The organism is Chryseobacterium pyrolae (genome assembly GCF_025153485.1).
GTDB lineage: Bacteria > Bacteroidota > Bacteroidia > Flavobacteriales > Weeksellaceae > Chryseobacterium > Chryseobacterium antibioticum.
On the sequence record NZ_JANZQH010000007.1, the window covers coordinates 190,193 to 216,760 of the forward strand.

General features: G+C 37.1%; 19 protein-coding genes. 7 read left to right on the forward strand and 12 right to left on the reverse strand.

The features are described 5' to 3' along the window. Positions 1–2: 2 nt before the first annotated feature. Positions 3–572, reverse strand: coding sequence for a hypothetical protein (locus NZD88_RS15480; RefSeq protein WP_259830319.1), 570 nt, complete (start codon positions 570–572; stop codon positions 3–5). A 101-nt stretch (positions 573–673) separates the two neighbouring features. Between NZD88_RS15480 and NZD88_RS15485 the strand changes: the two genes are divergently transcribed. Continuing rightward, the gene (locus tag NZD88_RS15485) at positions 674–1,741 is read left to right on the forward strand and encodes a 3-oxoacyl-ACP synthase III family protein (protein WP_169235412.1); all 1,068 of its coding nucleotides are present in this window, start codon (positions 674–676) and stop codon (positions 1,739–1,741) included. A gap of 71 nt (positions 1,742–1,812) precedes the next feature. Then, positions 1,813–3,018 carry a metallophosphoesterase gene (locus NZD88_RS15490; protein WP_259830320.1) on the forward strand — a complete coding sequence of 402 codons (1,206 nt, stop codon included), beginning with the start codon at positions 1,813–1,815 and terminating at the stop codon, positions 3,016–3,018. A 293-nt stretch (positions 3,019–3,311) separates the two neighbouring features. Here the strand turns inward: NZD88_RS15490 and NZD88_RS15495 are convergent, their stop codons facing one another. The 3 genes from NZD88_RS15495 to NZD88_RS15505 form a co-directional block, all read right to left on the reverse strand. After that, the gene (locus tag NZD88_RS15495) at positions 3,312–4,064 is read right to left on the reverse strand and encodes a polysaccharide deacetylase family protein (protein ID WP_259830321.1); all 753 of its coding nucleotides are present in this window, start codon (positions 4,062–4,064) and stop codon (positions 3,312–3,314) included. 84 nt (positions 4,065–4,148) lie between these two features. Continuing rightward, a complete protein-coding gene (locus NZD88_RS15500; protein WP_259830322.1) occupies positions 4,149–5,114 on the reverse strand; it encodes an NAD-dependent epimerase/dehydratase family protein in 966 nt (321 codons plus the stop codon). 107 nt (positions 5,115–5,221) lie between these two features. Further along, on the reverse strand, positions 5,222–8,077 hold the full coding sequence (locus NZD88_RS15505; RefSeq protein ID WP_259830323.1) for a TonB-dependent receptor plug domain-containing protein: 2,856 nt from the start codon (positions 8,075–8,077) through the stop codon (positions 5,222–5,224). 253 nt (positions 8,078–8,330) lie between these two features. Between NZD88_RS15505 and ggt the strand changes: the two genes are divergently transcribed. The 3 genes from ggt to NZD88_RS15520 all read left to right on the forward strand — a co-directional run bounded on the left by ggt (position 8,331) and on the right by NZD88_RS15520 (position 11,612). Then, positions 8,331–10,019: a gamma-glutamyltransferase gene (gene ggt / locus NZD88_RS15510; protein ID WP_259830325.1), complete on the forward strand. Its 1,689-nt coding sequence runs from the start codon at positions 8,331–8,333 to the stop codon at positions 10,017–10,019. An 11-nt stretch (positions 10,020–10,030) separates the two neighbouring features. Further along, positions 10,031–10,258, forward strand: a complete 228-nt coding sequence (locus tag NZD88_RS15515) for a hypothetical protein (RefSeq protein ID WP_259830326.1) — start codon at positions 10,031–10,033, stop codon at positions 10,256–10,258. Positions 10,259–10,331: 73 nt separating this feature from the next. After that, positions 10,332–11,612, forward strand: a complete 1,281-nt coding sequence (locus NZD88_RS15520; protein WP_259830328.1) for a dicarboxylate/amino acid:cation symporter — start codon at positions 10,332–10,334, stop codon at positions 11,610–11,612. A gap of 128 nt (positions 11,613–11,740) precedes the next feature. Here the strand turns inward: NZD88_RS15520 and NZD88_RS15525 are convergent, their stop codons facing one another. The 8 genes from NZD88_RS15525 to gyrB form a co-directional block, all read right to left on the reverse strand. Further along, the gene (locus tag NZD88_RS15525; protein WP_259830430.1) at positions 11,741–12,592 is read right to left on the reverse strand and encodes a diacylglycerol/lipid kinase family protein; all 852 of its coding nucleotides are present in this window, start codon (positions 12,590–12,592) and stop codon (positions 11,741–11,743) included. A 43-nt stretch (positions 12,593–12,635) separates the two neighbouring features. Then, positions 12,636–13,463 (reverse strand): RsiV family protein, encoded by an 828-nt coding sequence (locus NZD88_RS15530; protein WP_259830329.1) that lies wholly within the window; start codon positions 13,461–13,463, stop codon positions 12,636–12,638. Positions 13,464–13,551: 88 nt separating this feature from the next. Next, positions 13,552–15,489 carry a transglutaminase-like domain-containing protein gene (locus NZD88_RS15535; protein ID WP_259830330.1) on the reverse strand — a complete coding sequence of 646 codons (1,938 nt, stop codon included), beginning with the start codon at positions 15,487–15,489 and terminating at the stop codon, positions 13,552–13,554. Positions 15,490–15,496: 7 nt separating this feature from the next. Beyond that, complete coding sequence (locus tag NZD88_RS15540; RefSeq protein WP_259830331.1) at positions 15,497–17,389, reverse strand: DUF3857 domain-containing protein; 1,893 nt, start codon at positions 17,387–17,389, stop codon at positions 15,497–15,499. A 33-nt stretch (positions 17,390–17,422) separates the two neighbouring features. Continuing rightward, positions 17,423–19,363: a transglutaminase family protein gene (locus NZD88_RS15545; RefSeq protein WP_259830332.1), complete on the reverse strand. Its 1,941-nt coding sequence runs from the start codon at positions 19,361–19,363 to the stop codon at positions 17,423–17,425. A 23-nt stretch (positions 19,364–19,386) separates the two neighbouring features. Continuing rightward, a complete protein-coding gene (locus NZD88_RS15550) occupies positions 19,387–21,282 on the reverse strand; it encodes a DUF3857 domain-containing protein (protein ID WP_259830334.1) in 1,896 nt (631 codons plus the stop codon). A 268-nt stretch (positions 21,283–21,550) separates the two neighbouring features. Continuing rightward, positions 21,551–21,973 (reverse strand): DUF5684 domain-containing protein, encoded by a 423-nt coding sequence (locus tag NZD88_RS15555; protein ID WP_169235403.1) that lies wholly within the window; start codon positions 21,971–21,973, stop codon positions 21,551–21,553. A gap of 84 nt (positions 21,974–22,057) precedes the next feature. After that, positions 22,058–23,992, reverse strand: coding sequence for a DNA topoisomerase (ATP-hydrolyzing) subunit B (gyrB, locus tag NZD88_RS15560; protein ID WP_259830336.1), 1,935 nt, complete (start codon positions 23,990–23,992; stop codon positions 22,058–22,060). Positions 23,993–24,223: 231 nt separating this feature from the next. Between gyrB and NZD88_RS15565 the strand changes: the two genes are divergently transcribed. Together NZD88_RS15565 and NZD88_RS15570 are read left to right on the forward strand one after the other, a co-directional pair. Next, entirely contained in the window at positions 24,224–25,567 is a 1,344-nt protein-coding gene (locus NZD88_RS15565; RefSeq protein ID WP_259830338.1) for a cytochrome ubiquinol oxidase subunit I, read from the forward strand. Next, positions 25,564–26,568: a cytochrome d ubiquinol oxidase subunit II gene (locus NZD88_RS15570; protein ID WP_259830340.1), complete on the forward strand. Its 1,005-nt coding sequence runs from the start codon at positions 25,564–25,566 to the stop codon at positions 26,566–26,568. The genes NZD88_RS15565 and NZD88_RS15570 overlap by 4 nt, the downstream gene beginning before the upstream one ends.

The following is a 26,568-nucleotide window of genomic DNA, read 5'->3' on the forward strand; positions in this document are numbered from 1 at the left end:
ACTTAAAACTTGTAATATTCTTTGTAATAATTTAGGAAATCCTGCTTTCTGAAGATCTTTGATCTTGATTCTACCTGCTGGATGTTTTTGATCACTTTGTCGTAATCTTCATCTACATTGTAATAAAAATCCTCAGTATAAAGCTTGTTGAAGCGTTTTGCGCCTCCAAAATAATCTTTTCCGTCAATTGTGATTTTGTCTAGGGCCAAAAGTAATGAATCTTTTTTAAGATTGTACCCATAATATTGATCATTAATATAATAATCCTGATGAGCGATATTGATCAGCCCGCGAATCTTATTTACTTCAAAGGCAGAATCATAGAGCATTTTTTTATTCTGGTCGAAAACCTTGATAGAGTTTTTTCCCTTTTTTATGTCCACATGAACATACTGCCCGGCTGAAATAATTCCTTCAGAGCCGTTATTGATCTTAAAATAATAGGTATTGGGTGTAGGGTTGTCTACTACAAAATAATTTTTCTTGGCTAAAAAAAAGAAGTAGACTCCAAAGGCAACGATAAACACCACAGCTGCAATAAGTAAGCCTTTTAAGGACGAGTTGTTTTTCATACGACTGTAAAGTACAATTTTTGCAAATTTAATAATATTTTTAATTCTTCGTTATTAATATTAATTATTAACTTTGCATCTCTAAAAAATCATTTAAACGAATGCCGAATACGATCATTATTGGTTCCGGATCCTATATTCCTAACAGAGTTATTGGTAGAGACTATTTCATGGATTCTGAGTTCTACACTGAAGATGGAGTTAAGATTGAAAAACCTGCAGAAGAAACCATTGCGAAGTTTGTAGAAATCACAGAAATAGAAAACAGAAGGTTTATAGAAGACGATCTTTCCAATTCACAGATCGGGTTTGAAGCTGCAAAAGCAGCCCTTGAGGATGCAAAAGTAGACGGCGAGGAACTGGACTATATTATTTACGCAAGCAACTTTGGAGAAGTTACCGTAGACGGATATGTGAATTTCATGCCTAATATGGCGGCAAGAGTAAAAAATAAGCTAGGCATTAAGAACAGAAAATGTATTACTTATGATATGATCTTTGGGTGTCCGGGATGGGTGGAAGCCATGATCCTTGCAGACAACCTGATTAAGGCAAAAGCTGCAAAAACCATTCTTGTGGTCGGTGCAGAAACGTTAAGCCGTGTTACCGATCCGCATGACAGAAACAGAATGATCTTTGCTGACGGTGCCGGTGCAGTTGTTGTACAGGCTACAGATCAGGAAAATGTAGGTATCATTGCCCACAACACGATCTGCGACAACGGTCCTGAATTATGCTATCTGGAAAACGCTCCTTCTATCAATGAAAATGTAGACCAGAGACGCCTTTACGTAAGAATGCAGGGAAGAAAAATCTATGAATACGCACTTAAAAATGTTCCTTCAGCCATCAAGGAAACCATTGAAGATGCGGAACTTTCTATTGAAGATATTGACAAGATCCTGATCCACCAGGCCAATGCAAAAATGGATTATGCTATGATCGAAAGACTTCACAAACTTTATGATGTGAAGGATTATGACCATGCCATCTCTCCTATGACGATCCAGAATCTTGGAAATACATCTGTAGCAACTATTCCTACTATGTATGATTTAATAATTAAAGGAAAAATGGAAGGTCAAACGTTTAAAGATAAAGGTAACATTGTGATGACTTCGGTAGGTGCCGGAATGAACATCAATGCTATTGTGTACAGATTTCCTTAAAATTATTTTAATTAACAAAAAAAATATAAAGCACAGGGAAACATATTCTTTGTGCTTTTTTAGATTTTATTATGCAGAGAAATTTTTTAATCATTGCCGTCATCTTCCTGTTCCTGGAAGTCTATATCTATCAGGCTATAAGAACATTAACTGATAATTTCTGGGTAAGGCTAGGATACTGGATCGTGTCTTTAGCAGTTTACGGACTTTTCGCATATGAAATAGCTCACTTCCAAAGAACAGACCGAAGCTCAATGAGAGTCCAGATTGCCATTTCGTTATTTCTGATCTTCATTATGCCTAAAGTTTTCGTGGTGCTGTTTTTATTAATCGATGACATTTTCAGAACGGGAGGATATCTGATAGGATTAACGCAACCGAAAGAAAACTTTTTCCCTGAGAGAAGAAAATTCCTGAGTATCGTAGGATTAGGCCTTGGAGGAGTTCTTTCCGCCCTTTTCATTGATGGAATTACATTCGGAAAATACAGGCATACCGTAAGAAGAATAAAAGTAAAAATTCCAGGTCTTTCGAAAAGTTTTGAAGGATATAAAGTGATCCAGATTTCTGATGTCCACAGCGGTAGTTTTTCAGATCCAAGCAAGCTTCAGCACGCCATTGATCTGATTAATGAGCAAGATCCTGACCTTGTCCTTTTCACAGGAGATATGGTGAATAATATCTCAGATGAATTTAAGCCTTTCATTCCATTATTTTCAAAAATCAAAGCGAAAGACGGCAAGCTGGCCGTCCTGGGAAACCACGATTATGGCGATTATGTAACGTGGACCTCTCCCGATGCTAAAAAGAAGAACCTCGAAACGCTTATCGAATATGAAAGGCAGGCAGGTTTTGATATGCTGAGAAACGAAAACAGAGTGATCGAAAGAAATGGAGATAAATTATACATCCTTGGTGTTGAAAACTGGGGACTGAAGCCATTTCCTCAATTCGGAAAAATTGATGATGCTTTAAAAGGAGTTCCGGAATCCGCTCCTAAAATTCTGATGAGCCACGATCCTACCCATTTCGACTATGTAGTCAAAAAACACCCTGGAAACATTCACCTGACGCTTTCAGGACACACCCACGGGATGCAATTTGGTTTAGATCTGAAAAATATAAAATGGTCTCCGGTACAGTACCGCTATCCAAAATGGGCTGATCTTTATGAAAGTGAAGGAAAAATGCTGTATGTGAACAGAGGTTTTGGCGTTCTGGGTTATCCGGGAAGAGTGGGTGTACTGCCGGAAATTACACTGTTTGAGTTGAGTTAGGTGCGAGTTTGGGGGTAAGATGGTTTGAGAGTAAATGAGTTAAAAGAATGGTTGATTAGTAGTTGCTAGTCAAAAATAATGTTGCCGGTAATTGAAACAAATAATTAAGCATCTGATATCTTAGATCCTGATTCTTGGTTCTTGGTTCTTGGTTCTTAAAAAAATTCATCATTCACTGTGAAGCAAAATTCACCATTCACATCATAATCCGTGTTAAGTCCTAATCAAAAGACCTCATTTTCAAACGGCGTCGCAATAACCTGCTACCCATCATCTAAAACCTTCAACATTCTTTAAAATATATAATCCTTCATACGCGAAGTAGCCATATCATTCTTGTTGATCCAGGTAAGGAGGGCATCTAACTTGTCCTCCATTTTTTTGCCCGAAAATAAACTTCTGTAATAGGGAACATCAAACTTGTATTTTTTGAAATCCGTGAACTGCCAGGAATTAAGATAGATCAAAACAAAATCATCATTCTTGAGAGTCTCGAAAACCATACTCTGATAATACTTCATGGGCAGGATCTGAAACACAAAATCGTTATATGGCAGCTGACTGTATGGGGAGATACTTTCAGGCACAATACTCAATCCGTCTTCTTCATTAATCTCCGTATCTCTTTTCAGTCTTTTGAACGGAAAAAGGATATCCGCATTATCGATGTTGGAAACGTAATTGAACTCCAACGATTTCAAATTTTCCTGAGGCAGTTTAAAATCTTTCTGTCTGATTCCCCTGACCTGTTTTTCCAAAAGATCCTGAATGTTCTTTTTTACTTCTTCAATTTCCTGAAGATTTGAACCTGCATTATAAAAAGCAATTTCATGCCCTTTGGATGAAATTGCTTTTATTAAATTCTGCAGTTTTTCTGCAACAGAAATCTCTACAAAAAAACTTGCTTTTATATCATGGATATCTAAAATCCGAAGAATTGCTTTCGTATTGTCCTCGGTGACTTTCAGTCTTTCTTCATCAGAAATCTGGATGCTGTTTTTGGCTTCAGCCACAATATTCAGGATGTTAAAAGTCAATAAAATCATTTAAATTAAATTTTAGATAGTAGTTATAATTAATTAAAAATCAGATGTTAAAATAATATATATTTAAACTTTAACTTTAATTAATTAATTTTTATTCAATTTCACTTTAAGATTCTTGATCATGTCCTTCGACATTTCAGAAATTCCGAAATCATACGTCAGTCCCCAGTCTTTTTTCGCTACCGAATCATCAATTGATGCTGGCCATGAATCTGCGATCGCCTGTCTGAAATCCGGTTGATAATTGATCGAAAATTCCGGAATTTCTTTCTTGATTTCTTCGGCCAATTCTTTCGGTGTAAATGACATTCCTCCTAAATTATAAGACGAACGAACCGTAAGACTTTCTTTTGGAGCTTCCATTAATTTCAATGTTGCATTGATTGCATCATCCATATAAAGCATAGGCATTCCCGTATCTTCAGAAATGAAACTTGTATATTTCCCCTCCTCTATGGCTTCATAAAAAATCTCAACGGCATAATCTGTAGTACCTCCTCCTGCTGGAGTCTTCCATGAAATAAGTCCCGGATATCTGATACTTCTTACATCTACTCCATATTTATCAAAATAATATTCACACCACTTTTCTCCTGCCATTTTAGAAATTCCATACACTGTGGTAGGATTTAAAACGACATCCTGTGCTACATTCTGTTTTGGAATTCCTTTCCCAAATACAGCGATAGAACTTGGCCAGAAGATCTTTTTCAGAAGCCCTTCCTTCGCCATTTCACAAAAATGAAGGAGAGGCTCAAGATTAAGCTTCCATGCGAAAATAGGCTGCTTTTCTGAAGTTCCCGATAAAAGGGATGCCAGGTGATACACAGTTGTGATCTCATAATCTTTGATGACCTGTCTTACCAGCTGAGTGTTGGTAACATCCATTCTTTCATAATGTCCTGCGGCAGTAATTCCCTTCTGCCATCTGTCCAATCCTGATGCTACTACATTATCCGCTCCGTGAATTTCAACCAGTCTGTTCGTCAATTCGGTGCCGATCTGTCCCAGAGCACCTGTAATCAATATTCTTTCCGTATAGGATTCCATTTTTAGATATTTTTTTTAGAGTTGTACAAAAGTAAAAAAATCAAGTCAACCAAAATAAAAAAGGTATGCAAAAACATACCTTTTTCATAATACCTCAAAAGAAATCACTAAAAGCTCAGATTCACCCTGGCAAAAAGAAATCTCCCGTTCATTCCAAACTGGGATGTGTTTCTGGAATAAATGAACTGATTTTGATTGCTAAGATCTATAGGAGCGGCATTAGCCACGTACACCAGATTGCCGGAACCATCCAAAGCAGGTGTTTTTACTATAGTGGACCCGTAATTTTTATCCGGATAAATATCAAATAAGTTATTAGCTCCGATAGTCAGTCTAAAACTATTACTGAATTTGTAGCCTACCGACAGATCGGTGATCACTTTCCCACCCCAAACAGGATGTTCTGTAGCAACCGCCTGCCCGTTAATGATCTCACCACTCACAATACCGTCTCCATTCGCATCCATTGTATTCGGATCTGTAACCTTCCCGAAATACACATTTCTCAGAAGCACATTAAATTTATTAATTTCCAAAGCATTATTAAGAGACGCTTTAAATCTCGGAACAGCTTCTTCAAGATAAATTCTGCTGGATTCCGAATAATAACGATTAATCTGCCCCGCTTTAATTAAAGCGTCAGAACCATGAATCTCTCCTACCCTGTTGGTTTTAGATACCGTCACCGCCAAATCTGAATTTAAGGAAACCCCCTCAGAAAATTTTCCTCTGTGGGAAACCACTCCTTCCACTCCTTTAGTTTGGGTATCAATAGCATTGGCAAAAAATGTTGCTGCATTGGCATTAGCCTGATCAAAAAGGTTCTGTAGATCTTTTTCAGGACTTCCCTCAGGGTAGGTTCCGGCCGGTCTTAAGAACTGATCGGTAAGAACCACCCTATTTTTGATCTTAATATAATAACCATCAACTGTAAAAGTAAGGTTAGCCTGTGGAATTTTCGCCGTAAAACCAACGGAATAACTCGTTGACTCTTCCTGTTTCAACTGTGGAATGTCCAGGAGCCTCGCAACTTTTGAATCATTTGAAAATGTCCCTACTTCAAATGCTGTACCTCCTATAAACTGGGTTGCCGTGGCATTGAAATAAATCTGTTGTAAAGAAGGAGCCCTGAACCCGGTTGAATGAGCTGCTCTTATATTAATCTGATCGGTCAGCTTATACCGTGTTGCTATTTTATAATTGAACGTAGATCCAAAATCTGAATAGTTCTCATAACGCAAAGCAGCACTCAAAAGCCACCTGTCTGTAACATCCAGTTCAGTATCCACATAAGCAGCTACAGAATTTCTTCCTTTATTTAAAGCATTTTCAGGTCTAAAACCAGGAAACACCTGTGATCCGCCAGGTCTTGTAGCTCCTAAAAAATCAGTTGGTTTCAAAGAAACATCAGTTGACAGCGTCTGAATATTTCCATTGATATCATAAAGAGCCCATGACGCTTCTTCTCCATTTTTTATTTTATACCGCTCAAATCTTGCTTCCCCTCCAAAAGCTACATTAAAGCCTTTCAGCCAGTCAATTTTTGTATCGAAATCTGCATTAATCGTATTTTGCATAAAGCTTAATCCCCCTGCATCAAATTCCGTTTTACCAGGATACAGCATGGATGCGTTAGCTGTGTTTTTAATGGTATAATCAAAAGTATTCTGTCCAAAGGTATTACTGATGTCATAGTTTATATTTCCTAATTTTCCTTTAAATCCACCGGCAAAAGAAAGATCAATAACATCAGAGGCTATTTCCGGTAAGAAACCGTTCGGATATAAGGCCGTAGAAGTTCTGTTCTGATAAGGTCTTCTGAAAAAGCCCGCTGCATTACCGTCTCTGTAAGAAATTCCTCCAAAAGCATATCCCTTCACAGATGACGAAAGATCAAATTCAGAATTCATAAAAAACTGCCCGGACGTCAATTTTGACTGCCCAACCCGCATATTAAAATCTTCCCTTATTAATTTTCTATAGGCCAATTCATTTTCAGTCACATCCCTTTTCAATAAATTTTGCAGCTGTGGAATAGTGCTAGCCGCCATAATATCTGCCTGCTGCTGTGCTGTAAAATAACTCACGGACGGAGCATACTGATGAATGTAATCTATGATTTGTTGCTTATTCGGAGTATTGGCAATGTTTCCAAAAAGGGAAGAAAGATTCACTCCGTTCTCAAGAGCCCTCTGTTCAATCGCATTATAGGCATTAAAAATATCCCCGCTTGCCACACCTGCCCTTCTGGTATCATCTCTGCTTAATAAACTTCCAGTGAAATTTACGAATCCGTTTGCCCCGATTTTAGTACCATAATTAAGATCTACCTGATATTTTCCACCATCCCATCCTCCATGATGGTCATTGGCTCCTTTTGAATTAAAAGCTCCTGCTGTAATAGCAGCTGTAAAAGCATTGGTGTTTTTCTTCATAATGACATTGATAACTCCTGCAATAGCATCAGAACCATATTGCGCAGAAGCTCCATCCCTTAATACTTCCAGCCTTTCAATGGCAAATGCGGGAATAGCATTGAGATCGGTCCCTACCGAGCCTCTGCCTGGCGAACCGTTAATATTAACCAAAGAAGAGGTATGTCTCCTTTTTCCGTTGAGAAGAACCAATACCTGATCAGGTCCGAGTCCTCTTAACTGGGCAGGATCCACATGATCTGTTCCATCTGCAACGGTTGTTGAATTAGAGGTAAAAGAAGGCGCTGCATAATTCAAAATTTGATTAAGATCCATCTGGGGACTTAAAACTGCCTGGGAACCAATATTAATAACATCTACCGGCACGGGAGTATCGGTAGCAACCCTGGCTTTATTTCTTGAACCAATGGTAATCTTTACCTCATCTACCTGGTTGGTCTTTATTGAATCCTTAGTTTGTGCATTGGCATTTGCTGAAATAAAAAACAACACTCCAAGCAAAGCAATTTTCTGGTAATTTTTATTCATAGGTATTTTTTTCAAAAGTAGAAATTCATTGGATTAAAATTACATTAAAATCAACCAAATACCAATTCTATTGAAAAAGAATTAAAAAATTAGCAATATTTATCATTAAAAATTCAAAACAATTTATTTTTTACATACTAAACATATAATTTAATGAATAATTTACTTTTTAATAATTAGTATAGTCATAAACTCGTGTCAAAGGCGGTCAGTTTCTTTAGAAATTATCTACTTTTGTCTTAAACATAATCTTATGAAGAGAGTATTTCTTGCAGCCATACTTATGGCATTTAATTTTTCGCCTGCACAGTTTACAGGTTTCAATATTATAAAAGAGGTAAAAGTAAAGAATAAAGGGGTGGTAGTCTCTGCCCATCCGCTGGCAAGTGAAGCTGGAACACAGATCATGAAGATGGGCGGAAATGCCTATGATGCTGTTGTAGCGACACAATATGCCCTTGCCGTGGTCTATCCTCAAGCTGGAAATATCGGAGGAGGAGGCTTTTTGGTAGGGGTGAAAAATAATGGTGAAAAATTTACACTGGATTATAGAGAAACAGCTCCTAAAAAAGCGTCCAAGAATATGTACGTTGATAAAAACGGAAAGGCGAATACAGATCTTTCCCAATATGGAAGACTGGCTGTAGGCATACCGGGAAGTATCTCAGGATTTTTTGCGACTTTAAAATACTGTAAACTCCCGATGGACAAAATCATTCAGCCAGCGATTGATCTGGCGGAAAAAGGATTTGCCATCACAGAAATGGAGGCCGATATGCTAAATACACATAAAGAAAAATTCCTCAAAAATAATACCTCTTCCATCGCCTTTGTAAAAGATACGCCCTGGAAATCCGGCGATATTCTGGTACAGAAAGAACTGGCTGCAACGCTGAGATTAATTCAGGAACAGGGTGAAAAAGGTTTCTATGCAGGAAAAACAGCTGATCTCATGGTTTCTGAAATGAAAAAAGGGAACGGAATCATTACTCTGGATGACCTTAAGAACTATAAGACTGCAGAAAGAAAACCTCTGGAATTTGATTATAAAGGAAGCCGTGTGGTTACCATGCCCCTTCCGTCAAGCGGCGGTGTATTACTTGCCCAAATGCTGACAATGGCCGGCTATGAAAATCTTGAAAAATATCAACAAAACTCAACGGAGGCTGTGCAGATCATGACTGAGGCCGAAAGGAGAGCTTTTGCCGACAGAGCGGAATACATGGGCGACCCAGATTTCATTGAAGATAAAACGGCTTACCTTACCTCTGATGCCTATTTAAAAAACAGATGGAAAAGCTTCAGCTTCAGCAAAGCAACCCCAAGCTCAGAAGTTGGAAAAATCATCACCCAGCCGAATGAATCTACGCAGACCACTCATATTTCTGTAATAGATAAAGATGGTAATACAGCTTCTGTAACGACTACTCTAAACGGATATTACGGAAGTAAGGTGGTGGTTTCGGGAGCGGGATTCTTTTTAAATAACGAAATGGACGATTTCTCCATCAAGCCGGGAGTTCCCAATATGTTTGGAGCTGTAGGCGGAGAAGCCAACTCGATACAACCGAACAAAAGAATGCTTTCGTCGATGACGCCTACTATTTTGCTGAAAAATGGAAAACCTTATATGGTGGTAGGAACTCCGGGAGGAACTACCATTCCAACCTCCGTTTACCAATCTATTGTGAATGTGGTAGATTTTAAACTGAATGCCAATATCTCCGTTAATGCACCGAAATTTCACCACCAGTGGCTTCCGGAAAAAATTACAGTAGAAAACAATTTCCCTGAGAGTACAATCACAGCACTTAAAAGCAAAAACTACGTGATCGAAAAAATAAAGTACATCGGAAAAACAGAACTTATTCTCATGGATGACAACGGCACTATTCACGCCGTGGCAGATGGCCGTGGAGACGATTCTGTTGCAGTAGAATAATATAATTTTGGATGGAAGATGGAGGAATGAAGATAGAAGTACTGAAAGATATTAAACTTCTTAATACCATACAATTGAATATGATTATATATTTGAAACTCTTCAGAGTCTCTATCTTCCATCTTATTTTCCAACATTTCGCAAGACCTTCCAATCACAAGGCTAAAATAGAAATACAAAAACTTCCAGAACCTCCATCTCCCAACATCCTTACTTCTATCCTGTACTTTCATCATTAATTTAACTGACTTTCGTCATGTTTTAAGATAAAAATTCTTAATTTTCCGCTTTCAAAATCTAAAAAAGAATCCTTTGAAGGCTAAAAAATTCTATCAGCAGCTTTATTTTCAAGTTATTATTGCCATAACAGCCGGTATCCTTTTGGGAAGGTTTTATCCTGAACTGGGTGAAAAAATGAAACCTCTGGGTGATGGATTCATCAAACTGGTGAAAATGATTATCGCTCCGGTGATTTTCATTACCCTTACCTTGGGAATCGCTCATATGACTGACCTCAAAAAAGTCGGACGTATCGCGATAAAAGCAATGATCTATTTCTTTACATTTTCCACTTTGGCCCTGATCATCGGATTGATCGTAGGAAATCTTCTGCAACCTGGACACGGCTTAAATATTGACCCTGCTACTCTATCCGGCGATGTTTCACAATACCAGCAAAAAGCTCACGACACTACCCTGACAGGGTTTATGATGAATATTATTCCTGAAACCCTATTCAGCCCGCTCGTGGGTGAAAATATACTTCAGGTTCTTCTGGTGGCTATTCTGATGGGTGTTGCTTTGGTTTTAACGAAAGAAAAAAGTCAGAAAGTAACCGATTTTCTACAGGATCTGTCTACTCCTATTTTCAAAATTGTTCATATGCTGATGAAACTGGCCCCAATCGGAGCTTTTGGTGCCATGGCATTTACAATTGGAAAATATGGTCTTCATTCGGTGCTGAACCTGATATTTTTAGTAGGAACATTCTATATCACTTCTATCCTGTTTGTCGTACTGGTTTTGGGTGCCGTAGCCTGGTACAACGGATTCAGTATTTTCAAACTGATGTTTTATCTGAAAGAGGAACTTTTATTGGTTTTAGGAACAAGTTCTTCAGAATCGGCGCTTCCGGGAATTATGGAAAAGCTTGAAAAAGCAGGTTGCTCAAGAGCAATCGTAGGGCTTGTAGTTCCTACCGGGTATTCTTTTAACCTCGACGGAACCAATATTTATATGACACTCGCCTCTTTATTTATAGCTCAGGCCTTGAATATTCATCTTCCTCTGGATAAACAACTCATGTTGCTTTTGGTTGCGATGTTAAGTTCAAAAGGTGCTGCAGGCGTAACAGGAGCAGGATTTGTAACACTGGCAGCAACGCTAGCTGTAGTCCCTGAAATCCCAATTGCAGGAATGACTCTGATCCTTGGGATTGATAAATTCATGAGTGAATGCAGAGCTTTGACCAATGTGATTGGAAATTCCGTAGCGACAGTAGTTGTAGCCAATTGGGAAAATCAACTGGATAAGACCCAGTTACAATATTGTCTGGATCATCCGACTGAGATCGAAAAGAAACTGGAGGTTTAATTTTTTTGGAGGAATGATTTAAGTTTTGAGATTGCTTCGAATCTGAGCTTCCCGCAATGACAATTGAAACCTTATTGATTGTCACCTTAACCTTAACCTTAACCTTAACCTTAACCTTAACCTTAACCTTACACTAAAATATTCAGACTGGCAGGTAAAACCTTTACATGAACCGGCGATTCTATTTTATTAAACTCCCCATCGAGATGCCAGTTTTTGGTGGTTACTTTGAATGAAATCTCTGAAACAGGAAGATAGGTTACATATTCGTCATCCTTTAATCTTTTGGTAAACATCCTGAAAGCAAAAAGCGCTGAATAGGTCAGCGGAAATTTTTTAACCAGAACCATATCCACCAATCCGTCACTTTTACTTGCATTGGGAGCAATGTAGGCGTTATTTCCAAATTGGCGGGTGTTAGCAATATTCAGCATCAGGTATCTCCCATTGTACTGCTTATATGCTTCATCTAAAAACTGAACTTTAATCGGTTTATAATTAAAGAATGTTTTTAAAGATACTTTGATATAATTTTTGAATCCACGGCTGGTTTTTTCGAATTCTTTGACCACTTTTCCGTCAAATCCGGTCCCTGAAACGTTGATCGACAATCTGTCATTCACAGTAAATGTATCAATCTTCCTAAAGACTTTGGCTTTAATTTTTTCTAAAAGTTCGTCTAAATTCTTATTAAATTTAGTCTCATTGGAAAAACCGTTCCCTGATCCGGCAGGAAATATAGCCAGAATCTTATCTGTATTAATAAGGTTTCTCGCCACCGTGGAAATGGTTCCATCCCCACCAATCGCCACAAAGATATCTACCTTGTCAAAATTTGCCATGATGAAATCATCGGTCCCCGGAATGGATTCGGAGATATAATACAAAGGATTGTCAACCTTTTTTTTGAGTTCGTCAAGAAACGGCTGGTAATTTTTTTTAGCCGAAAAAGGATTAATGATAAAAGCTGCTTTTTCCATTACCGCAAAAATAGAAAATGCTTCCTGATGTGGAAGCATTAATTTACTTTATTTTCATTCTTTCTTTAAATTCTGTATTCAATGTTCCTTTCAATTCTTCCCAGGAAACAGGAATAACAATGTCTCCGGCAGCAAAAGCCGCGATCTCGTAAGGGCTGTAATGGAAATACAGGTTTTTCTGGTCAAAATAAAAATTATTAGTAGCCGGAATCACTTCTACCAGAAGCATTTCAGAATTATTGACATCCCCTTCACTGTCTGTTGTTCCACTCTTTTCCTTATTGATATTCTTCATCAAAATAGATTCAAGCTTGGCTTTTGGCATGGAAGTAATGTCCTTAAGCTCCAGTTTCTTATTGTTTTTAAGGTCAAAAACTCTTTCTGAAAATCCGTAATTGTCATGGGCACCTCCTTCATAAGCACTCTGCACATACTCGATATGCATATAGCCATTATCATTAGAGATCAAATTCATATGGGAACTTGTATACCAGCTCTGTGCATAAGAAATGTCTGAAATCCAGTCTTTGCTGTCGCTTTTTACGGAATTGAAATAACTATTTTTATCATTGTCGAGATACACTTCCAGGCCTTTTTTAGAAAAATCCTTAATTCCCTGATGATTAAAATAAATGCTGTCCAATAGTTTTTTGTCTTTCAAAGTAGGAAAAACAAGCAGTTTGGAGGTGAAACGTACAGTCAGAGAGTCAGCTATCTTTAAAGAGTCATTTATTTTGACAGAATCCAGCACAAGTTTTTCAGGCTGCGCTGCTTCTGTTTTATCGGAAGGTCCGGTGGTATTTTCCCCTTTTTTACATGCTGAAAAGGCAAGAAAAGAAGACACTGCCAGAACGGCAATTGTATTTTTCATAATTCCATTTTTTGTTATTAATGCAAAAACCATTCATTTTTGAATGGTTTTATAAAATTATTTCGCAATCTGAAAATCTAAAGGATTTTTATGATTTTTTCACCAGACTTATGACCTGATTTTCACTTTTTGAAGCGGTTCCCCAAATCTGTTTGAATGCCGGATAATATTCTTTGGGATAATCCGGGCTGGCAATTTTTGTGGTAGAAATCACTTCCAGCTTGTTGCCTTTCTGTTCGGCTACATAACTGTATTCAATTTCTTTATCTTCTGTAACGATCTTTTTACTTTTAGGCATGGTCTCTATCACATAACCTTCCGGTATTTCCAAAATTACTTTTTTCACTTTAGTAAATGAAGAAATAAAGTCAATAGGATACTTTCTTTCATCGGTCTGATCAAATTCGTTGGAATTTTTGTTTAAAAACAGCATGGGATTGATGATCATTTTCTTTCCTATTTTATCGATAAGATTGTCTGAAGAAAATTTCATGGTACTTTCAAAATCTCCGTTTTCCAGAATTTTAGAATCAATTCCTGTAAAGTCTATTGAATAATTTTCTTTATACTGTTTCTTATACTTTTCAGCATTTTCATCGTAACTCTCTTTAACAAACATGGCATAGGAACCGGTATCTTTATCAGAATATGTTCCGGAAATACTGCCGTCTTCGTTGATCTTTGCTTCCGTGGTAAGATAATTGAAACTTGTTGTGGTATTTCCCATCTCCATCAGCTGTGCTTTATCTTTAGCAATGAGAACACCATATTGATTCCAGTCTCTTGGGGGAAGATTATTAATGGAAGACTGTTTTGAGGTGGCATCATAGAGGTTGAATCCATCTTTTATTTTAACCGCTGCAACAACAAAATTCATTCCGACTATACTGGGAGAAACTAAATTGATCAAACCATTATCTACGGTGGAAATGACAAGCGGATCTGCTTTCAATCCAGCCTCTCTAAGCATCATGATCAGAAAAAGGTTGATTTCTGCTGCATTTCCGGTCTTCGTTTCTAGGAGTTTTTTGATTCCATTTTCTGTATAAATACCACGGTCTTTGTTCCACGTGAATGTATTTTTCACATAATTAAAGATAGCATCTGCTTTTTCAGCTTCTGAGCTCAGGCTTGAAATAGCTACCGGCATATGTTCTTTAGCCAGCTTTGTTTTTTTCAGCTCGTCACCAAAGTCTTCATCTTTATACAGTTTTTCTTTGATTTCCTCCCAGGAAGAGGAATGCATTTTCAGCTGTCCAAAATTGGAAGAATGAAGTTCCGCACTTATTTTTGTACGGTAATTCCTATCATTTTTGACAAATTTTTCCGTTTTAAATCCTTTCAGATTCTCATATCCGAATCTATAGGTTTTAAAGGGCATTCCGTACATTGTTTTTTCCTCTATCATACGGTGTTTTGGAGACAATGATCCTGTATAATTTACATTGTAAGCTATATAGGTAGGCGCATCCAGAATATATTCCGTATACAGAGAAGGGGCATCGGACTCTATGATAATCTGTGGTACAGCATATAAAAACGGGGATAAAACCTCATACTGATATTCTATCACGGAGCCATTCTTTACATTGGGGAATGCAAATTTCGTAATGGCTGTATATTTACTTTCTTTGCTTTTATACTTTGAGCTCTTATCCACCTTTGTGGTTGCTGCTGCTCCATTTTCAAGATTATATACAAAGGCTTTCATCTTATGTAAAACCTCTTCATCCCCTGCTGAGTTTTTATGAAGTGGAATTTCAAGATTCAACCAGTCTTCGGCTTTATCTTTATCATAAATCTTTATCCGGTAAAAAACCTCTTTTCGGAGATCTCCTGAAGAGGTATCAACACCAAAGTGTACTGATTTGTATAAAATTTCTGCAGGTGCATTTTCATCCAGGGCTGATTTTGTCTTAGCCAGATCTGCATTGTCGAATTTCGGAGGATTCAGAAATTCATGTTTCTGACCGTTCACAACAGTCAAAACTCCAGAGCAGAAAGCTGTTAACAATATTTTTTTCATGGTTATTTTAAATTTTAGTCAATAAGATTTTAGAATTATCACCATTTAAGGTCTTTTTTCGGAAGCTGACATAGTCGTTGTATTTTTCTTTTGGAAATATTCCTTTGTTTATTTTGATGAATCGGGTAACTTTCAGTGATTCTCCATTTTTCAGAACAGTAAGTTTGTAGGTTCCAAATTCAGAGCTAACGGTAACATTTTGAGGAACTTCTTCAATTTTATAGTTCTTGGGAATAACGAAATCAATTTCATATTCATCTTCAAAAGACTGTCCTATCTCAAAAGGAAGTTCTCTGTTCTCATCCGATTTGTAGTAATTATTGGTAAAAATAGGGACTGCTCTAAAGATCAAATTCTCCCCTGTAGCTTTGGAATAATTGTTTGCTTTAAAATCCATATTGAATTTTACCACTGCATTATCTTTATCATTGACAAAGTCTTTCATTTCAACTTTTTCAAAATTCAGAACATCAAATCGCTTCTTCATGGCCTCAATTCTTTCTTTTGGCGATAAATAGGTATACGGTAAATTATTATCATACTGGCTTCCGGTGTAGGCAAACTGAATTTCTCCGTTAATGCTGTTGTCCTCTGCAAGATTAATTTTTAAGATCTGCTTTTCTCTGTTTTGTTCAGCCGTATATGTTGGTGTATTAATCAGCTCAATTCCTTTTTTGGTTATGGCAAGAACATTTCGGTCTGTAGTACTGTAACCCAAATGATTAAAGGCAATTTGCTGGGACGTATTTTCCAGCCAGATATTCCCTTTTTCAGTGGGCACCATAAGAATCGCGTGATTTCCACCCATTGATGGAAAGTCCGGATCAAAGGAAACCTGAGATGAACTGGAATTGATCACACAGTAGTGCGATGGAATACCCGCCTCGTTCAACAAGGTTTTCATATAATTAGTAAGCCCTTTACAGTCTCCATATCCTTTCTTTTGAACTTCATCAGGAAACATAGGAAGCCACCCTCCTATTCCCAATCCTACAAATATATATCTGGTTTTTGACTGCATATACTGATAAAGCTTTTTTACTTTATCCTCTGTTGAACCCTCTAATCTGAGAGCAGCCACCTCAGCCTTAATAGCAGGGGTAGATGCAGAAACAGGCTCTACAAGATTGGTATAGTACCAGGTTCCAAAATCTGTCCAATTGTTCAATGTTCCCTGTTTACCTTCCAGATTAAATTTGGCCAAAGCAAAACTTACTTTTGGTAATATTTTTTCGGGCTGAGGCAGCATCTGGACATCCTCAATAGCCGGAACATTTTTGTAGGAAAAGGTCTTTTCAGTACCATTGTCAGCCGTGGAAACCGAAGTATAGTTGTATTTCGATGGATAGGTTTTGGTTCTGAGATCGATCCCCGATGTATTGATTATTTTAAACTGAGCTTCTTCCAGGGATGTATTTGGAGAAGAAAAAGGCGCAAAATCAGGAATGAAAATAGTATTTTCATCAGTTTTCTGGTAAGAAAAATCAATTGTATAAGGATAATAAGCTGAAGTATAGGACAATGCTAAAATCCTGCTGTCTGAATAAAATACACCTTGGGTATTATTGGCAAAGTCTCCGAAATCAGATTTTGAAAAGCTTTTTACTTTCTTCCCGGATGCATCATAAATAGTGACTTTCACGTCAGAGATATTGTCTCCTTTTTGATAGGGGATATAAATGTGGGCTTTAGAATCACCATCTTTATTTAAAACAGTAGTTACGGTACTATACTGATACCTGATTTCATCAATTTTATTAATATGAATGGTTGTAAAATCCTTTCTGACCACAACATCAGCATTTTTCTTTAAGTTTTCAGGGATGGCAGAAACCGGATAGTTTTGGGCGAAATATAGAGAAGCTGTTGAGAGAGCTCCCAAAATTAATATTTTCATCATTTATTAAAATTTTAAATAAATATTAGCGTATCGTTATTTTTTAACCAAACTAATCACCTGGTTTTCAGCATCTGAAATTACCTTCCAGGCCTGTTTAAAGAAAGCATAATACTCTTTTGGATAGTTTTGGCTTGCAATATTTATTTTAGAGGTAATGATAAGTTTATTTCCTACAGTTTCTACTTTATAGGAATAGGCTATTTCTTTATCATCTGTCTGTATCTTTTTATCTTTTGGAAGACTAGCCACTTTATAATCTGCAGGTATTTCCAATTCTATTCTTTTCTCTTTTTCAAAAGCAGATAGAAAATCTATCTGGTATCTTCTTTCATCGGTTTGGTTAAATGAATCATTTCCGACACCAAGAAACAGAACCGGATTAATTACAATTTTACTTCCAACCACATCCATTAAATTATTCCCTGAAAACTTCATCTGGGTCTCAAAATCACCATCTGCATTCAGTTTAGATTCTACATCTTTAATATCCGTCCCATATTTTGACTTAAAGGACTCATTATATTTATCCTTATTAATATCAAATTCATCATAATCTTCAATGGCAAACATTCCATTGTCTTTCTGAATAAACGTTCCTTTAACCTGAGAATTTTCAACATCTATGGATGCTTTGATCACCTGTTCTTTTTTACTGACATTTGTATTGGAGAAAGAAAAATCGGCACCTTTATCTTTTTCTATCAAAACTCCGAAATCATTCCAATCTCGCTCTGGTAAAAGATTTGCCTTAGAAGCGTAAGATGTTGCATCATAAAAATGAGTCTGGTCATTAATTTTAACTGAGGCCAGTACAAAGTTCACATCATTCAAACCTGGTGAAATAATATTCAGTACCCCATTGTCTGTTGTAGAAATCAGTATAGGATTAGCTTCTAGCCCGGCATTTCTAAACAGCATGACCAGCAGAAGGTTGATATCTGCGCTGTTCCCTGATTTTGTTTTCAAAAGCTTACTCAATCCTTGGCTTGTCATTACGCCATCGTTCCGGTTCCATTTATAATTTTCCTTAACAAATTTGAAAATTTTGTTTGCCCTTTCCGTATGGTCATAGTAATTCTTAATGTCTTCAGGCAGAATATCTTTTACATTACTTTTTAAATAGCCTCCGAAATCATCAGAATTATGAAGTACATCAGCAACACTATTCCAGCTTTTAAACGCAGTATACCATCTGAAATTTCTGGATGAATAGCTTTTTAACTCAGGTCTGACTTTTCCTCTGTTCCTGTTTGGATCTTTTATAAATTCTTCTTTTTGGGTAGATTTTGTATTTTCATAACCAAATCTTAATATGTCGTATGAAACACCAAGACGTGGCTCTGAACGGATATACTGATGATCAGGTTTTATAATCGTTCCTGTTTGATCAAAAGTATAATCTATATTATCATGAGGGTACTCTAAATTATATTCCTGGTACACTACAGGAATGTTATACTCCAGAAAGTAATTGGTACTAAAGATATTTGATGATGAAATCTTATATCTATATTCTATCACAGCTCCGTCTGACACATTAGGAATGGCCAGTTTAAAAAATCTTAATCCTTTTGTGTAGTTTTCCTTGAGCTGCTCTTTTTTATCAATTGAAATTGTCTCTACTTTATTATTGACCAGATTATATACCTTCACTTCGTATTTATCCAGTATAGTACCAGACTGGATGGGAATTTGTATATTCAGCCATTCTTCGGCATTTTTCTTATCGTATATTTTTATTTTAGAATAGTACTCTTTTACAACAAGGAAATCAGATCCAACGGAGTTGGTTGCAATGTTATAACGTACACTATTATAAAGAATTTCTGCAGGGGCATTCTTTTCTATCAGTGAGTTTGCTTTTCTTAGGTCAGCTTCATCAAAAGCAGGTTGAACCAGAAATTTATGCTGCGCAAAAAATAGATTAAATGCGAAACAGCATACGGCTATATTGAATTTAGTATTGATTATCATAATGTTTTTTATCACTTTGTTTGTTAAGATTTTTTAGATATTAAAATTTTCGAATTATCAGAATTGAGGATTTTTTTCCTAAAACTTACATATTCATTATATTTTTCTTTAGAGTATAGCCCCTTGTTGATTTTCACATTCCTCTTTACCAGCAACTTGTCATCCTGTTTTATAAAAGAAATGCTATAGCTTCCGAATTCAGAACTCAGGCTCACATCTTTGGGGATTTCTTCAATAAAATAATTCGCAGGCAGCTGATAAGCAATATTGGACTCATCCTGATAGGATAGCTTACTTTCAAAAGGTAATACTCTGTTTTCCTCCTCCTGATAAAATACATCATTATAAATAGGGACTGCACGGAAAATATATCCGTCACCAAGCATTTTGGAATAGTTGGAAGCTTTAAAGTCTATATCAAGGTCAATGATTGCCTTTTCCTTATTATTTGTAATACTTTTGATATCTAAATTTTCAATACCAAGGGTGGAAAATCTCTTCTTCATATACTCTACCTTATCTTTTTCCGGCAGCATGAGATAAATAAGATTGAAATCATACTGGTTGCCTTTATAAGAAAATTTAGCCTTTCCCGAAACTGTTTTATCTGTGTTTATCTGAATATTAATATCCTGTACCCCTTTGTTTTCCTCTGGAGAATAACTTGGCGTCTGCATAATTTCTATCCCATCAGGTTTTACAGCCAATACATTTCGGTCTGTTGTACTGAAACTCAAATGGTTGAACGCAATCTCCTGAGAGGTATTTTCCAGCCAAATATTGCCTTTTTCCGTAGGAACGACAAGAATTACATGATTCCCAGCCATTTTAGGGAAATCTTTATCAAAACTTATGGGTGAAGAATTAGAATTAATAATCGCATAATTGGATTTAATACCTGCTTCAGTCAAAAGTGTTCTCATGTAATTGGTAAGACCCTTACAATCTCCATATCCCTTTTTCTGTACCTCATCAGGAAGCATAGGCTGCCATCCACCAATTCCCAGGGCTACAAAAATATATCTTGTTTTACCCTGCATATATTGATAGATTTTTTTCACCTTTTCTTCTGTAGTTCCTGATAAATTTAAAGAAGCAACTTCTGCCTTGATCTGAGGAGTGGAAACCGAAACAGGATTCAATAGATTGTCATAATACCATTTCCCGAAATCCTGCCACGAAGTGATACTTCCCTTTTTCCCAACAAGATTAAACTGATCCAGGGAAAAACTCACCTTCGGTAATATTTTCTGTGGACTTGGAGCAAGATCTTTGGTATCAATAGCTGCTACATTCTGAAAAGAATACAATCTGTTACCATCTTCAGTTTTGGTATTAACCACAGCATAACCGAAAGGAGATTCGTAAGTTTTTGTCCGGAGATTGATTCCAGATTTGTTTATAATGCTGAAGCTGCTTTCCTGCAAAGAAACATTGTATTCATAAAATGGCGTATAATCCGGAATGAAAACCGTATTTTCATCATCCATCTCATAACTGAATTCTACAGTATATGGAAAACTGGAATAATCATACGGAAGTACAAGCATCCTGTTATCCGAATAAAATGTACCTTGTGGATTGGCAGCAATGTCAGTAAAATCGCTTTTAGAATACGATTTTACCTTTGCTCCTTTTTCATCATAGATAACCACTTTTACAGCAGAAACATGGTTCCCTTTTCCATAAGCTATCCTAGGAATAGAATAACCGAAAGCATCTTTATTGAGAATAGTAATTACCGATGATTTTTTATAAACAATTTCATCAATTTTATTAATCTCAATAGCCGTAGTTTCTTTCCGAATAACGACACTTGCATTTTTCTTTAAGTTTTCAGGGATAGCAGAAACCGGATAGTTTTGTGCGAAATATAGAGAAGCTGTTGAGAGAGCTCCCAAAATTAATATTTTCATCATGGTTATTAAAATTGAGCAAAAATAATAAAATCTTAATAAATGTTAATTTTTTATTTTAATATAAATAATAATACCACAGAAAAACCTTCATTAATAAAGTCTTTTTATGTTACCATTTTAATAAATTACATCTCTAAATGAGGATGTTTTGTAATTTTTCTATAAAATTATTTTTCTGACGCTATCATGTTAAATTTTTCAATTACAGAGTATGGTATAAAAAAAGACTCCATTTCTGGAGTCTTTCAATATCTTGTATTTAAAATTATTAATCATTTGGAATTCTGTTGCTGTCATACTTATCATTACTAAAAGCCAGGACAGGAACGAAAATAAATCCAAAGAAAAACAAAAGAATGGTATAAACCGGAGTTTCTTTACCAAAAGCTTTTGCTAATCTGTCATTAACTACCCATGAAGCATATAGGTTTACGAAAGGGATCAGGAATAAGATGATCCACCAAATTGGTTTTTTAACAATATCCAGCAGCACAATGATATTGTAGACCGGAATGAAGGCCGCCCACGCATCTTCTCTTCCCGCTTTTTGAAATATTTTATACATACAGTATCCATAAAATAAATAAATCAGCAATCCGAAAATCATAGAGCCCATTCCAAGCCCTGCCGCTGCCGCACCCGACATTGCATCAACCCCTTCATAAGGGTCTGTTTGTAAAAGAGTTAACATAGTATTATTTTTTATTGGTTTGCACCAAATATAGAAAAAGCTTCTAATACATAGAAGCTTTTTTTAATATATTTTCAATAACAATTATGCATCGATCTTAGCATATTTTGCATTTTTCTCTATAAATTCTCTTCTTGGTGGCACCTCATCTCCCATTAACATTGAGAATATACTGTCTGCCTCTACTGCATTATCAATCGTTACTTGCTTTAATATTCTGTGTTGAGGGTTAAGAGTTGTTTCCCAAAGCTGTTCAGGATTCATTTCCCCAAGACCTTTATAACGCTGAACCTCTACTCCTTTTCCATCCGGAGCCATCTCTAAAGTAAATTCTTCACGCTCTTTCTCATTATAGGCATATATCTTCTTGTTCCCCTTCTTCAATAGATATAATGGCGGCTGAGCAATGTAGATATATCCGTTCTCAATAAGTTCTTTCATAAATCTAAAGAAGAACGTAAGAATCAGGGTAGAAATGTGAGATCCGTCAATATCGGCATCGGTCATGATTACTACTTTATGATATCTCAGTTTAGCCATATTCAAAGCCTTGCTGTCTTCTTCAGTTCCTACAGAAACTCCAAGAGCGGTATAGATATTTTTAATTTCCTCGTTGTCATAAACTTTATGAAGCATTGACTTTTCAACATTCAGAATCTTACCTCTTAACGGTAAAATAGCCTGGAAGTGTCTGTCTCTACCTTGCTTAGCTGTTCCACCTGCGGAATCTCCCTCTACCAGGAAGAGTTCAGATTCTGCCGGGTCTTTGGATGAACAGTCAGATAATTTCCCTGGAAGTCCAGAACCACCCATTGGCGATTTTCTCTGCACCATCTCACGGGCTTTCTTCGCTGCCTGTCTTGCTTTTGCGGCTAAAACTACTTTTTGAACAATAATTTTCGCTTCATTAGGGTTTTCTTCCAGGAAGTTGGAAAGCATTTCCCCAACAATTTTATCTACAGCACCAGAAACTTCAGAGTTCCCTAGTTTTGTTTTGGTCTGTCCTTCAAACTGAGGCTCCATAACTTTTACAGAAATCACAGCCGTTAATCCTTCACGAAAATCATCACCGGTAATTTCTACTTTTTCTTTTTGTGGAATCCCTAAATCATCAGCATATTTTTTCAGTGTTCTTGTCAAAGCACGTCTGAAACCTGCAAGGTGAGTTCCTCCTTCATGCGTGTTGATATTGTTGACGTAAGAGTGTAAATTCTCGCTGAATGATGTATTATAACGCATGGCAACCTCTACAGGAATATCATCTCTTTCTGCTTCCATAAAGATCACATTCTCCATGATAGATTCTCTGCTTCCGTCAATATATTCTACAAACTCTCTCAGACCACCTTCAGAATGGAAAATTTCACTTGGAAATGATCCGTCTTCATTAGGAGTTCTCTCATCAATAAGCGTTATGGTAATTCCTTTATTAAGGAAAGCCAGTTCACGTAATCTGGTTGCAAGGGTATCGTAATTGTAGACCGTTTCCTGAAAGATCGTAGCATCCGGCTGGAAGAAGACCTCTGTTCCTCTTTCATCGGTAGTTCCTATTTCAGCAACATCTGCAAGTGCCTTCCCTTCTGAATATTTTTGTTGATATAATTTACCGTTAAGGCTTACTGTTGCCACCAATAAAGTAGAAAGTGCGTTCACACACGACACCCCCACTCCGTGAAGACCTCCGGATACTTTGTAGGAATCTTTATCAAATTTTCCTCCTGCTCCAATTTTAGTCATGACAACCTCTAAAGCAGATTTTTGTTCCTTTTCGTGAAAATCTACAGGAATCCCTCTACCATTATCTTTTACAGAGATACTCTCTCCTTCGTGGATGGTTACCAAGATGGTATCGCAATACCCTGCCAAAGCCTCATCGATAGAGTTATCTACTACTTCATAAACCAAATGATGAAGACCTCTTACTCCTACATCTCCAATGTACATTGATGGTCTTAGTCGAACGTGTTCCATACCTTCTAAGGCCTGGATACTGCTAGCTGTATATTGTTTTTGACTCATATAAAATTAATAAAATTTGCCTAATGCAAAGACCTACAAATATCGTGATTTTTTTCGACTTATGAAAGTTAAAATATGTCAAAAAAGTACATAGTTTTTAAGAGAAAATAAGAAGGTCATTCCATCCAAAAACTTTTAAAGTTATTACCTATTTCCCAAACAGCAACTGTATTAAATCATATGATACTTCCGTATTTTATGCTTAAATTTATTTACTCAAAAGTTGATAGTATGGATGATTTTATTGCAGCCCGCGCGCAGATGGCCTTGTCGCTAGGCTTTCATATCATTTTTGCCTGTGTGGGAATGGTAATGCCTTTTCTGATGGCCTTCGCCCACTGGAAATATCTAAAGACCAATAACGAAGTATATAAAGGCTTAACCAAAGCATGGAGCAAGGGCGTAGCGATCCTTTTTGCTACCGGTGCCGTTTCGGGAACGATGCTCTCCTTCGAACTTGGGCTTCTCTGGCCGGGATTCATGAAACACGCTGGACCTATCTTCGGAATGCCGTTTTCTTTGGAGGGAACTGCATTTTTTATTGAAGCTATTGCCATCGGGTTCTTTTTATATGGCTGGGAAAAATTCAACAAATGGTTCCATTGGTTCTGCGGATTTCTGGTAGGGTTAAGCGGACTGGCTTCGGGTATCCTTGTGGTGGCTGCTAATGCCTGGATGAATTCACCGACAGGTTTCGACTATATCAACGGACAGTATGTAAATATAGATCCTATCAAGGCGATGTTCAACGATGCCTGGTTTCCACAGGCTCTTCATATGACGGTGGCAGCATTCTGTGCGACAGGATTTGCCGTTGCAGGGGTTCATGCCTTTTTAATTATGAAGAAGAAAAATGTGGAATTCCATACCAAAGCGTTCAGAATTGCAGCCGGATTTGCATTAATCGGGGCATTCGGAGCTCCTTTGAGTGGTGATGTTGCAGCAAAATCTGTTGCGGAGAGACAACCTATTAAACTTGCTGCGATGGAAGCTCACTTTGAAACAGAGAAAGGAGCGCCTTTCATTATTGGAGGAATTCCTGATCAGGAGAAAGGAGAAGTAAAATATGCCATTAAAATTCCGAAAGTTTTAAGCTTTTTGGTAAGCAACGATTTCAATCATGAAGTAAAGGGATTAAATGATTTTCCAAAAGACGAATGGCCTCCGGTAGCGGTTGTTCATTATGCTTTCCAGATCATGATCTTCTTTGGTGTGGTGATGATCTGCATTGGAAGCATTTATCTATATTCTTTCTTTTTCAAAAAGGAATGGCTGAACAAGAACTGGCTTTTAAAAACTTTTCTGATCGCGACTCCTTTCGGATATATTGCTCTGGAAGCAGGATGGACGGTGACTGAGGTGGGAAGACAACCATGGATCATTTATGGAGTTATGAAAACAATTGATGCTGTAACGCCAATGCCCGGAATACAGTATTCTTTCTACTTTTTTACTGCTATTTTCGTGTCATTATCATTGATTATTATCTTCCTTCTGAGAAGACAGATCCAGATGGTACCGAAACTTTACGACCCTACAGATGCTCAGTTTAACGATAAAAACAAAAAATCATGATCTACGTTGTTATAGGTTTTCTATGGCTTTCTATCTGCCTCTATATCATTTTGGGCGGTGCTGATTTCGGAGCCGGAATTGTTGAGCTGTTCACCCATAAAAAAGCCCGTCACAAAACCCAGGAGATTATGTATGAATCTATTGCACCTGTATGGGAAGCTAATCATATGTGGCTGATCATTGCGATTGTGATCCTTTTTGTAGGATTTCCTGAGATTTACACGACCATGTCTACCTATCTTCATATTCCCCTGGTTCTGATGCTTTTGGGAATTATTGCAAGAGGAACGGCTTTTACCTTCAGACACTATGATGCCGTGAAAGACAACTGGCAGGTTTTATATACCCAGATTTTCTATTATGCAAGTCTGTTAACCCCATTTTTCTTAGGGTTGATCGCGGCAGCTACTGTATCCCATTCCATTAACCCTGATGCGGTCGGATTTTTAGATTTATATATCTTCAGCTGGCTGAATTGGTTCGGTGTTTCGGTAGGTTTATTTACCGTATCATTATGTGCTTACCTCGCCTCTATCTTTTCGTTAAGAGAAACCCGTGATAAAGCTGATCTTACATTGATGATCAAAAAATCCAGACAAACTATGGTTTTTGTAGTAATCACTGGGATGCTGGTATTTTTAACAGCTTATATTTCCGATATTCCTCTGGTGATGTGGGTATTTTCAAAACCATTAGGAGTCATGGCGATTTCCTTTGCTACGGTAGCATTAGGACTGATCCTTCGTGCCCTGCATCATCGAAAACTGCTTCCTGTAAGAGCGTTAGCAGGCTTTCAGATGGTGATGATTCTGATTGCGGCTACCTATCAGCATAATCCCGATATCATCCTGCTTGGAAACGGGCAGCATCTTTCACTACTGGAACACATGGCTCCGCCAAAAACCATTGCCGCTCTGGGTTGGGCACTGATGCTGGGTTCTTTATTTATTCTTCCGTTTTTATTTTATCTGATGGCTTCATTCAGTAAGCAGAGAAAGTAA